Source organism: Castellaniella sp. (assembly GCF_049673105.1).
Classification (GTDB): domain Bacteria; phylum Pseudomonadota; class Gammaproteobacteria; order Burkholderiales; family Burkholderiaceae_B; genus Castellaniella.
The window spans coordinates 44,649-55,499 of sequence record NZ_JBATXG010000006.1; the positions used below are offsets into that span (position 1 = coordinate 44,649).

A 10,851-nucleotide genomic window follows, 5' to 3' on the forward strand; every position below is an offset into this window, starting at 1 on the left:
TGTATGCTTATTGTGCATCATCATCCGGATTTGCGGTAGCCGATTGCTGGAAGAGCACATCCAGCGTGGGCGGCTGATGGCGCAGGGTGGCGGCGAGCGCCTCGGATATCGGGGGGCTTAATCCCGACTGGCTGCGATCCAGCAGCAGGCGATCGGTCAAGGGCCCCAAGGTGGCTTGTTGAGGATCGCAGGCCAGGACCCAATGATCGCTGTCCGCGGTCGGGACCGCATAGCCCAGTTCGCGCAGCATGGCCAGAATGTCGTGCAGCGCATCGGGATGAACCCGCAGGTGCTTTTCCAGGAACTCCAGGCTGCGGCCAGGGGGAGAGGTGTCGCGGGCTCGCCACAGCAGACGCAGAATCCCCAGGGCGTCCACGATCTGGGCGCCAGGGTGTCTGCGCAGCGCCCAGCGGTGCAGGCGCAGGGCGGGCAGCAGGGACGCGACCGTGGCCCCCAGCAGGACCACCAGCCAGGACAGATAGATCCAGAGCAAAAAGATGGGCAGGGTGGCGAATGCCCCGTAGATCACGGTGTAGGACGGGAATTGCGTCAGATACCAGGTGAAGGCCGCCTTCATCAGGGTGAGGATGATGGCGGTACCCAGACCGCCCACGAGCGCATCGCGCCACAGCACACGACAGTTGGGCACGAACACGAACAGCGCCGTGAAGCCCAGCACCGACAGCAAAAAGGGCAGCAGCCCCAGTAGAAGGCCCAGCCCTTCGGGCAGATTGCCGATGTAGCCTAGCGACTCGCGCGCCAGTACCGATGTTGCCCACAGACTGGCGCCGGTGAAGATCGGCCCCAAAGAAATGATGGCCCAGTAGACCAGCAGGCGCTGGCGCAGCGGGCGCTGGCGGGCGACGTTCCAGATTTCGTTGAAGGCCTCGTCGATGGTCATGATCAGCAGGATCGACGTCACGACCAGGAAACCGCCCCCCACCGCCGTCAGCCCCGAGGCCTGGGCGGCGAACTGATTCAGATACCGCATGATGGTGTCCGAGACCGACGGGGGCAGCAGACTTTCGCTTAAAAATGTTTCCAGCGCCTGGTGAAATTGGGCGAATAGGGGAAAGGCGGTGAACAGCGCCAGGACCACCGCCAGCAGCGGCACGATGGCCAGCACGGTGGTGAACGTCAGGCTGGACGCGACCCGGGTCAGTTTGCGATGGCCGGCAAAGTCCAGGGTGAATCGCAGAATGTCGAGCGCACGGGTGCGGCGTTCGGTGGTGGAAACAACAGTTGGCTGCGTCATCATCAAGAGGCAGAGGACAGGTTTCGAGCCATAATAGCAGCATGGAAACGAAACTCAATTCAGGCCTGCACCGGCTGGCTTGCTTCTGCCTGATCGCGCTGATCGTCTTGAGCGTGGGCTGGGAACTATGGTGGGCGCCGCTGCGACCTGGGGGGACCCTGATGGCCTTGAAAGCGTTGCCGCTGCTGTTTGCCGTGGGCGGGGTGCTGAAAGCCAGGCTGTATACCCTGCAGTGGGTGGCGATGCTCAGCCTGCTCTATCTGATGGAAGGCGCGGTGCGGGCCTGGTCGGATGCCTCGGCGGCATCGGCTGCTCTGGCCGGCCTGGAAATCGTCCTGTCCCTGGGGCTGTATGCCAGCGCCATCCTGTATGTCCGGCCCGCCAAACGGGCCGCCCGCCGCAAGACAGCGGAATAGGGTGACATCATGCGTCGCACGGACCCTTCACCATCCCGGACGGATGCGCTGGCGCCCGACGATCTGTTTGCGGGCCAGGCGGGGGCAGGCTGTTCTTTTGCCCAGGAACTGCCGCCGTCTTTTTACACCAGGGTGGCGCCGCGCCACTTGAGAGAACCCCGTCTGCTGCATGTCAATCCAGCGGTGGCGGCCTTGTTGGGGCTGGATGCTGCGGCGCTGGACGCGCCCGCCTTTCTGGCTTTGTGCGCTGGCAGCGGGCGTCTGCCAGGGGTGGAGCCTGTGGCGACCGTCTATAGCGGCCATCAGTTCGGCGTCTGGGCCGGGCAGTTGGGGGATGGCCGGGCGCATTTGCTGGGCGATGTCGCCGGGCCGCAGGGGCGTTGGGAAATCCAGTTGAAAGGGTCGGGGCGCACTCCGTATTCGCGGATGGGCGACGGCTGGGCGGTGTTGCGCTCCAGCGTGCGCGAATATCTCGCCAGTCAGGCCATGGACGGCCTGGGCATTCCCACCACGCAGGCCTTGGCGCTGGTGGCATCCCGCGATCCCGTGATCCGCGAAACGCCCGAAACCGCGGCGGTCGTGACGCGGATCGCGCCGTCTTTCGTCCGTTTCGGTCACTTTGAGCACTGGGCGCATTCGGCGATCGAGCAGGCGGCGTTGCTGGATTATGTGGTCGCGCACTGGTTTCCCGATTGCCGGGTCGGGCCGTCCGCCGATGCCGACAGGCCGGCCACGGCCTGCCGGCTGTTGGCGGAAGTCACCCGCCGCACCGCCCGCCTGATGGCCCAATGGCAACTGGTCGGGTTCTGTCATGGCGTCATGAACACCGACAATATGTCGATGCTGGGCCTGACGCTGGATTACGGCCCCTATGGTTTCATGGACGCCTTTCAGGCCAATCATGTCTGCAATCACAGCGACACCCTGGGGCGCTATGCCTGGAATGCGCAGCCGGCAGTGGCGCAGTGGAATCTGACCCGGCTGGCGGAAAGCCTGCAGGTGCTGGGCTGCCTGGCGCCTGATCTGGAAGCCGCCCTGGCGCCTTTCGAGTCGGTCTTTTTGCAGGCCTATTACGCCGGCATGGCCCAAAAATTCGGCTTGAGCGATTGGCGCCCGGAAGACGCCGACCTGGGTAATGCCTGGTGGAAACTATTGCACGAGCAGCGGGCGGATTTCACGCTGGCTTTCCGTCGTCTGGCCGATACGGACGGGGATGCCCGATCCTGGCTGGACCTGTTTGCCGACCCGCAGTCCGCCCGACAATGGTTGGACCGTTATCAGGCACGACTGGCGCAAGACCCGCGTCCGCAGCCGGATCGCAAAGCCGCCATGGACCGCGTCAATCCGCTCTACGTGCTGCGCAACCACCTGGCGCAGCAGGCCATCCAGGCGGCTCAACAAGGCGACGCCTCGGAAATCGATCGCTTGATGGAACGTCTGCAGGATCCCTATGCCCAGCGCCCTGGCGATGAACGCTACGCGCAGCCGCCCACCGCCGACACGCCGCCGGTGGCCGTCAGTTGTTCGTCCTGATCTGGAACAAGACCGATCTTCGTGTCATGAATTAGGATTGTGCGGCGGCTCGGGGCAATGACCGTCCCGGTCAGGTCAACAACGGAATACCAGCATGAAGATCAGCGAATTTGCACGTGCCAGTGGCGTGGGCATCGAGACGATCCGCTACTATCAGCGGCGCAATCTGCTGCCGGTGCCGTCGCGTTATCCTGGCAGCCCGCGACGCTATCCAGATGTCTGGGTGCGCGATGTACAGCAGATACGCGGCTTGCAGGCCGTGGGTTTGTCGCTGGACGAGATCCGCCTGCTGCTGCGATCTCCGGCGCCGGAATGTGCGGACATGCAGCAGACGCTGGCGCGGCACATCCAGGCGACGCGCGCCGAATTGGCGCGTCTGAAGCACCGCCTGCGCCGCCTGCAGGCGGCCTTGCCGGGATGTGCGGAAGGCCCTGGTCGACGCGGCCAGTGCGGCTTGGCATGCCTGCTGGGGCCTGACGGCGGCGACCCGTGTCAGGCGCGCAAGAGCGTCGGCAGCGCGTCTGCCTTGACGGACCGCAGCTGAAAGGAACCGACGGTCGTGACCAGGGTGTGGGCCTGTCGGGCCAGGCTTCTGGAAGCGGCGGCGGATTCTTCGACCAGCGCGGCATTGTCCTGCGTGATGTCGCTGAGTTGCCCGATAGTGGTGTTGATTTGCCGCAGCCCTGCGGCCTGTTCTTCCGTACTGGCCTGTATTTGCGCCACCGATTGATTGAGCTGGCCGATCTGCTCGCCGGACAGGCGGATGTCCGCAGCGGTTTGCTGGATGCTTTGCGCGATCAGCGCCGCATAGCGGGTGTTGCCGTCGATCAGCGTGGCGATTTCTTTGGCGGCATCGGAACTGCGGCGGGCCAGTTCCTGGACCTGTGCGGCGACCACGGAAAATCCTTGACCGTGAGTGCCGGCATGCACGGCCTCGACAGCGGCGTTCAGGGCCAGGATATTGGTTTGGAAGGAGATGCCTTCGATCAGGCTGGTGATGCCCTCGATGGCGCGCGAGTTTTCTTCCTGGCGGCTCAGGATGCGCTCGATTTCCTGGACCTGGCTCAGGCTGCGGGAGACGGCGGCGTCGGCTTGCGCCGTCAGGGTGGTGGCGTCGCGGGTGGCGGCGGCGTTGTTCTGCATCGTGCCGGTGATCTCTTCCACGGCAGCAGCGGCTTCGGCAATGTCGCAGGCCTGGCGCTCGGTGCGTTGGGCCAGATCGGTATTGCCCAACTGGATTTGCTGAGATCCCGTGGCGATGTGGTCGCTGCTGACACGAACTTCGGTGACGATGCCTTCCAGGGCCTGCTGCATGTGCGCCATGGCATCCAGGATGCTGTGACGCGGCGCGCGCCGGGTATCGATGGTCTGGCTGAGATCGCCGGCGGCAATGGTTTGCGCAATCTGCATGACCTCGGCGGGCTCTGAACCCAACTGGCGCATGAGGCCTCGCGCCAGGACGATCCCCAAGACAAAGGCGCAGAGTGCGCCGGCCAAGGTCAGGCTGATAATCAGGAACAGCGTCTGGCCGTAGATGGTGCGCGTCTCTTGACTCAGCGCCAGCGCCTGTTCTTGGCGATGCTGGATCAGCCGTTCCATCGATGTTTCAATCTGATTGGCCAGGGGCACGATCTCTTGGTACAGCATGGAAACCGATGGGCGCACGGCAGGCAGGGCTTCCCGAGAGATCAGGTCGGCCACCTGGCGAATGCCGCTGGCATAGCGGCGAGAGGCCTCGATCGTGCCCAGCAGCAGGGTCTGGCCATCCTGGTTGGTGTCCACTGAGGTTGCGCGGGACAGCTCGCGATCCAGCGCCTGCAGGTGCGTGTTGACGGCGGATAGCTGCGTGTTCCGGATCTCCCGCGTGGGTGCCAGGGCGGCGATCCGGATGGCGCGGGCGGTCAGCAGCAGTTGCTGATTGGCCTGGGCGGTGATTTGCAGGCCGTGCAGGTCGCGGTTGTACATGGATTCCGCAAGGGTGTTGAGCCGCTGGCTGGCATAGAGCCCGATGCCGCCGATGCACAGGGCGATGAGCGCAACGGCCAGAAAGCCGAGCGTCAACCTGGCGGCGACGCCCAAACGAGACAAAGAGGGCAAAAACATGGCCGTGTGCCTTGTAAAAATGATCACGTGTTGCGGACACTATGGCCTACGGACCTGGGTACGGAGTGAAGTCGGGTTATCCCTCGATCATGGCATGGCGGCGCCCCCAGGGCTGGAGGCGGCTGATACACCGAAACGCTGGACATGCCATAATGAATTTCGAACTCTCCATTCACTTTTCCCACTGCATACCGACCATGTCTGGCAATACCCTGGGCACCTTGTTTTGTGTCACTAATTTTGGCGAATCTCACGGCCCGGCCATTGGCGCCGTGATCGATGGCTGCCCCCCAGGCATGCCGCTCTCCGAGGCCGACATCCAGACCGAACTGGACCGTCGCCGGCCTGGGACGTCGCGCCATGTCACGCAGCGCCGCGAACCGGATACGGTGGAAATTCTGTCCGGTGTGTTCGAAGGCCAAACCACCGGCACGCCCATCGGTCTGCTGATCCGCAACACCGATGCGCGCAGCAAGGACTACAGCGCCATTTCCGATACTTTCCGGCCCGGCCATGCCGATTACAGCTACTGGAAAAAGTACGGTATCCGCGACCCGCGCGGCGGCGGTCGCTCATCCGCCCGCCTGACCGCGCCCACCGTGGCCGCCGGGGCCGTGGCCCGCAAATGGCTGATGCAGGAATACGGCGTGCGCATCCGCGGCTACATGAGCCAGCTGGGGCCGATCCCGATTCCCTTCGAATCCTGGGATGCCGTGTCTGAAAATCCGTTTTATGCGCCCAATGCCGCCATCGTGCCGCAACTGGAAGCCTTCATGGACCAGCTGCGTCATGACGGGGATTCCATCGGCGCGCGCATCGAAGTCCAGGCCGAAGGCCTGCCTGCCGGCTGGGGCGAACCGCTCTATGATCGCCTGGATGCGGATATCGCTCATGCCATGATGGGGCTCAATGCAGTCAAAGGCGTTTCCATCGGATCGGGATTCGAGTGCGTCGCCATGCGCGGCTCGGAACATGGCGATGAACTCAGCCCGGACGGCTTCTTGGCCAACCACGCGGGCGGTGTTCTGGGCGGGATTTCCTCGGGGCAGCCGCTGCTGGTGTCTCTGGCGATCAAGCCCACGTCCAGCATCCGGGTCGAACGGCGGTCGGTGAACAAGGCCAACGACCCCGTCATGGTCCAGACTCTGGGGCGGCACGACCCCTGCGTGGCGATTCGGGCTACCCCCATCGCCGAGGCCCTGTTGGCCATCGTGTTGATGGATCACGCTTTGCGCCATCGGGGGCAATGCGCCTGAATCACTCTGGGGAAATACGCATATGTTCAGATCAGCCCCCGTCTTTATCCGATCCCGCCAGACCGTACGCTGGGCGGCCAGTGCCGGGCTTGCCGTGGCGCTGAGCGCCTGCGCCCCCGTGCAGACCACCCAGTCGGGGCAGATCGGCATCCATCGGACCCAGTACATGTCCAGCCTGGTCTCAGAGGCTGAGCTGAACCAGGAAGCCGCCAGCCAGTATCAGCAGATCCTGGCCCAGGCGCGGGCCAAGCAGGCGCTGGATCCGTCCGCTGCGCAGACTCAGCGCGTGCAAGCCATTGCCAAGCGCCTGATCGCGCAGGTAGGCGCTTTTCGCCCGGATGCCAAAAACTGGGCCTGGGAGGTCCACATCCTGAAGTCCGACGAAATCAACGCCTGGTGCATGCCGGGCGGCAAGATGGCCGTCTACACCGGGATGCTGGACAAGATCAAGCCCACGGACGCCGAACTGGCCGCTGTCATGGGACACGAAATTTCCCACGCTTTACGTGAACATGCGCGGGAACAGGTGTCGCGCCAGATGGGGACCAGCATGGGCATTTCGATCCTGGCCGCCGTCACGGGCAGTCAGGCCGTGGCGGACCTGGGCTCGAATCTTAGCCAGGTGATGTTTACGCTGCCCAATAGCCGGGCCAATGAAACCGAAGCCGACCGCATGGGGGTCGAACTGGCTGCGCGGGCGGGCTACGATCCGCGTGCCGCCATCACGCTGTGGCAAAAAATGGGGCAGGCGGGCGGCGGCGCGCCCCCGGAAATCCTGTCCACGCACCCATCGTCGCAAAGCCGTATTCAGGATCTGGAGCAGGCCTCGGCCCAGGTGCTGCCCCTGTATCAGCAACGGCAGTGACACGCGGGGGCCTGGCGCCCGCCGTGCCTTTTGCCGAGTGACGCGCCCGACGCGGCGGAAACGGGTACCAGTTACCTCTGATACTAGGATAATGACTGGTCTTGCGACGAGATATCACACTGGCATAATGGTTTTCAGTTGCCGGCGGCGACCGGCGCACCTTTCCGATTTTAGAGATCACGACCATGCCCCAAACCCTGTATGACAAGCTCTGGGATGCCCATGTGGTGCATCAAGGCCCGGACGGTACCTGTCTGCTGTATATCGACCGCCATCTGGTGCACGAAGTCACCAGCCCGCAGGCTTTCGAAGGCCTGGAGCTGGCGGGCCGCAAACCCTGGCGCATCGCCGCCAACCTGGCGGTGTCCGACCACAACGTGCCGACCACTGACCGTTCCCAGGGCATCCAGGATCCGATTTCCCGTCTGCAGGTCGATACCCTGGACAAGAACTGCGATGCCTGGGGCATCACGCAGTTCCGCATGAATGATCGGCGTCAGGGCATCGTGCACATCATCGGACCCGAACAGGGCGCGACGCTGCCGGGCATGACGGTGGTGTGCGGCGATTCGCACACCAGCACCCACGGCGCCATGGGCGCGCTGGCGTTCGGCATCGGCACATCCGAGGTCGAGCACGTGCTGGCCACCCAGACGCTGCTGATGAAGAAAAGCCGCAATATGCTGGTGCGCGTCAATGGTGCCTTGCCCTTTGGCTGTACGGCGAAAGACTTGATCCTGTACGTGATCGGCCAGATCGGGACGGCGGGCGGCACGGGCTACGCCATCGAATTCGGCGGCAGCGCCGTGCAGGCCCTGTCCATGGAAGGCCGCATGACCATGTGCAATATGGCGATCGAGGCCGGTGCGCGCTCCGGCATGGTGGCCGTGGACCAGACCACGATTGATTATTTCAAGGGCCGTCCCTATGCGCCGGAAGGCGCTTTGTGGGATCAGGCCGTGGCCTACTGGAAGACGCTGCACTCCGATCCCGATGCGGCCTTTGACTTGGTCGTGGAATTCGATGCGGCGGTCGTCCAACCGCAGGTCAGCTGGGGTACGTCGCCTGAAATGGTCACGTTCGTGGGCGGTCAGGTGCCCGATCCCGCGGCGGAAAGCGATGCCGTGCGCCGCAAGGGCATGGAACGCGCGCTGCAGTATATGGATCTGAAGCCGGGCACGGCCATCAGCGACATTGCGATCGATAAAGTGTTCATCGGTTCCTGTACCAATGCCCGCATCGAAGATCTGCGGGCCGCTGCGGCGGTGGCCAAGGGCCGGCGCGTGGCGTCCAACGTCAGTCTGGCGATGGTGGTGCCGGGTTCCGGGCTGGTGAAAGAACAAGCCGAAAAAGAAGGCCTGGACCGCATCTTTCTGGATGCCGGTTTCGAATGGCGCGAACCGGGGTGTTCCATGTGCCTGGCGATGAATGCCGACCGGCTGGAGCCGGGCGAACGTTGCGCCTCGACGTCCAACCGCAATTTCGAAGGGCGGCAGGGGCAGGGCGGGCGTACGCATCTGGTCAGCCCGGCCATGGCGGCTGCCGCTGCGGTAGCCGGTCATTTTGTCGACGTGCGCACTTTCCAATAGGATCATCATGCAAGCCTTTACCACCCATCAGGGCCTGGTGGCCCCTCTGGATCGCGACAACGTCGATACCGATCTGATCATTCCGAAACAGTTTCTGAAGTCGATCAAGCGCACCGGCTTCGGCCCCAATCTGTTCGACGAATTGCGCTACCTGGATCATGGCGAACCGGGCATGGACAACAGCGGTCGGCCCCTGAATCCGGATTTCGTGCTGAATCAGCCGCGCTATCGGGGCGCTTCCATCTTGCTGTGCCGCAAGAATTTCGGTTGCGGGTCCAGCCGCGAACATGCTCCCTGGGCGCTGCAGCAGTACGGCTTTCGGGCGTTGATCGCGCCGTCCTACGCGGATATTTTCTTTAACAACAGTTTTAAAAACGGCCTGCTGCCCATCATCTTGCCGGAAGATGTGGTGGACCAGCTGTTCAAGGCCGTGGCGGCTGCTCCCGGCTATCAATTGACGGTCGATCTGGCGCAGCAGCAGGTGACGGCGCCCGATGGCGCGAGCTGGGCCTTCGAAGTGGATGCCTATCGCAAGAAATCGCTGCTCGAGGGCCTGGATGAAATCGGCCAGACACTGTTGCATGCCGATCAGATCCGCGACTTCGAATCCCGCCGGCTGGCGCAGCATCCCTGGCTGGTCAAAGCTGCGCCCAATACCCCTTGAATCTGTTTCATCAAATCCCGGACCCGGCCACAGGGGCGGCATGGCTTTGCCGCCCCTGGCCGGGTTCTTGTGACCTGGAATCCCCATGAGTTCAAAAATTGCAGTCCTGCCGGGCGATGGCATCGGCCCGGAAATCGTCGAACAGGCCGTGCGTGTGCTGCGCGCCCTGGATCTTGACCTGTCGTTTGCCGAAGCGCCTGTTGGCGGCGCGGCGTATGCGGCTCAGGGGCATCCCTTGCCGCAGTCCACGCTGGACCTGGCCCTGCAGTCGGACGCCATTCTGTTTGGTGCGGTGGGCGACTGGAAATACGACAAACTGGAACGCGCGCTGCGCCCGGAACAAGCCGTCCTGGGGCTGCGCAAGGCCCTGGGCCTGTTCGCCAATCTGCGTCCGGCCATTCTGTACCCCGAACTGGCCAATGCGTCTTCGCTGAAACCCGAAGTCGTCGCCGGCCTGGATATTCTGATCGTGCGCGAACTGACCGGCGATATTTATTTCGGCCAGCCGCGCGGTGTGCGCACCCTGGATGACGGCCCCTTTGCGGGCGAACGCCAGGGCTTCGACACCATGCACTATGCGGAAAGCGAAATCCGCCGCATCGCGCATGTCGCCTTTCAGGCCGCCGCCAAACGCCAGGGCAAGCTCTGCAGCGTGGACAAGGCCAATGTGCTGGAAACCTCGCAGTTCTGGCGTGACATCATGATCGATGTGGCTGGCGATTACCCCCAGGTCGAGTTGTCCCATATGTACGTGGACAATGCCGCCATGCAATTGGTGCGCGAACCCAAGGCCTTTGACGTGGTGGTCACCGGCAATCTGTTCGGCGACATTCTGTCCGACGAGGCCGCCATGCTGACGGGATCCATCGGCATGTTGCCGTCGGCCTCGCTGAATGCCAGCCGCCAGGGTCTGTACGAGCCCAGCCACGGCTCGGCGCCGGACATCGCGGGGCAGAATATTGCGAATCCCCTGGCAACGATTTTGTCGGCCGCGATGATGCTGCGGTATTCTCTGGATGCGGGCGCGGCAGCGAATCGTATTGAAGCCGCCGTGCAGGCCGTGTTGGCGCAAGGTTTACGCACTGCCGATATCTTCGAGGCCGGCACCACGCGGGTTTCGACCTCGGAAATGGGCGATGCCGTGCTGAAGGCATTAGAATAAAGAACTCT

Annotated in this window: 10 protein-coding genes; 8 read left to right on the forward strand and 2 right to left on the reverse strand. The window is 63.5% G+C overall.

All coding sequences use genetic code 11. The features are described 5' to 3' along the window. Positions 1-7: 7 nt before the first annotated feature. Positions 8-1,255: a YihY family inner membrane protein gene (locus WBF69_RS01555; protein ID WP_424260517.1), complete on the reverse strand. Its 1,248-nt coding sequence runs from the start codon at positions 1,253-1,255 to the stop codon at positions 8-10. A gap of 41 nt (positions 1,256-1,296) precedes the next feature. On the opposite strand from WBF69_RS01555, the gene WBF69_RS01560 reads away from it, so the two are divergent. The 3 genes from WBF69_RS01560 to WBF69_RS01570 all read left to right on the forward strand — a co-directional run bounded on the left by WBF69_RS01560 (position 1,297) and on the right by WBF69_RS01570 (position 3,748). After that, positions 1,297-1,671, forward strand: a complete 375-nt coding sequence (locus tag WBF69_RS01560) for a DUF2069 domain-containing protein (RefSeq protein ID WP_424260519.1) — start codon at positions 1,297-1,299, stop codon at positions 1,669-1,671. Positions 1,672-1,680: 9 nt separating this feature from the next. Then, a complete protein-coding gene (locus WBF69_RS01565) occupies positions 1,681-3,204 on the forward strand; it encodes a protein adenylyltransferase SelO (protein WP_424260521.1) in 1,524 nt (507 codons plus the stop codon). 94 nt (positions 3,205-3,298) lie between these two features. Further along, positions 3,299-3,748 carry a MerR family transcriptional regulator gene (locus WBF69_RS01570; RefSeq protein WP_424260523.1) on the forward strand — a complete coding sequence of 150 codons (450 nt, stop codon included), beginning with the start codon at positions 3,299-3,301 and terminating at the stop codon, positions 3,746-3,748. On the opposite strand, the gene WBF69_RS01575 is transcribed toward WBF69_RS01570, so the two are convergent. Continuing rightward, positions 3,697-5,307, reverse strand: coding sequence for a methyl-accepting chemotaxis protein (locus WBF69_RS01575; protein WP_424260525.1), 1,611 nt, complete (start codon positions 5,305-5,307; stop codon positions 3,697-3,699). The two genes, WBF69_RS01570 and WBF69_RS01575, sit on opposite strands and share 52 nt — an antisense overlap. Positions 5,308-5,504: 197 nt before the next feature. Here WBF69_RS01575 and aroC point away from each other — a divergent pair, with 197 nt between their 5' ends. From aroC to leuB, 5 genes are all read left to right on the forward strand, one after another. Then, entirely contained in the window at positions 5,505-6,563 is a 1,059-nt protein-coding gene (gene aroC / locus WBF69_RS01580) for a chorismate synthase (protein WP_424260527.1), read from the forward strand. 22 nt (positions 6,564-6,585) lie between these two features. After that, complete coding sequence (locus tag WBF69_RS01585; protein WP_424260529.1) at positions 6,586-7,428, forward strand: M48 family metallopeptidase; 843 nt, start codon at positions 6,586-6,588, stop codon at positions 7,426-7,428. 185 nt (positions 7,429-7,613) lie between these two features. Continuing rightward, positions 7,614-9,017 carry a 3-isopropylmalate dehydratase large subunit gene (leuC, locus tag WBF69_RS01590; protein ID WP_424260531.1) on the forward strand — a complete coding sequence of 468 codons (1,404 nt, stop codon included), beginning with the start codon at positions 7,614-7,616 and terminating at the stop codon, positions 9,015-9,017. Positions 9,018-9,024: 7 nt separating this feature from the next. After that, positions 9,025-9,681 carry a 3-isopropylmalate dehydratase small subunit gene (gene leuD / locus WBF69_RS01595; RefSeq protein WP_424260533.1) on the forward strand — a complete coding sequence of 219 codons (657 nt, stop codon included), beginning with the start codon at positions 9,025-9,027 and terminating at the stop codon, positions 9,679-9,681. Between the two features lie 85 nt (positions 9,682-9,766). After that, positions 9,767-10,843 (forward strand): 3-isopropylmalate dehydrogenase, encoded by a 1,077-nt coding sequence (gene leuB / locus WBF69_RS01600; RefSeq protein ID WP_424260535.1) that lies wholly within the window; start codon positions 9,767-9,769, stop codon positions 10,841-10,843. The last annotated feature ends 8 nt before the right edge of the window (positions 10,844-10,851 follow it).

Coding starts and splice junctions, on each gene's coding strand:
- WBF69_RS01555 (WP_424260517.1), bottom strand. CDS start 1,255: ATGACGCAGCCAACTGTTGTTTCCACCACCGAACGCCGCACCCGTGCG.
- WBF69_RS01560 (WP_424260519.1), top strand. CDS start 1,297: ATGGAAACGAAACTCAATTCAGGCCTGCACCGGCTGGCTTGCTTCTGC.
- WBF69_RS01565 (WP_424260521.1), top strand. CDS start 1,681: ATGCGTCGCACGGACCCTTCACCATCCCGGACGGATGCGCTGGCGCCC.
- WBF69_RS01570 (WP_424260523.1), top strand. CDS start 3,299: ATGAAGATCAGCGAATTTGCACGTGCCAGTGGCGTGGGCATCGAGACG.
- WBF69_RS01575 (WP_424260525.1), bottom strand. CDS start 5,307: ATGTTTTTGCCCTCTTTGTCTCGTTTGGGCGTCGCCGCCAGGTTGACG.
- aroC (WP_424260527.1), top strand. CDS start 5,505: ATGTCTGGCAATACCCTGGGCACCTTGTTTTGTGTCACTAATTTTGGC.
- WBF69_RS01585 (WP_424260529.1), top strand. CDS start 6,586: ATGTTCAGATCAGCCCCCGTCTTTATCCGATCCCGCCAGACCGTACGC.
- leuC (WP_424260531.1), top strand. CDS start 7,614: ATGCCCCAAACCCTGTATGACAAGCTCTGGGATGCCCATGTGGTGCAT.
- leuD (WP_424260533.1), top strand. CDS start 9,025: ATGCAAGCCTTTACCACCCATCAGGGCCTGGTGGCCCCTCTGGATCGC.
- leuB (WP_424260535.1), top strand. CDS start 9,767: ATGAGTTCAAAAATTGCAGTCCTGCCGGGCGATGGCATCGGCCCGGAA.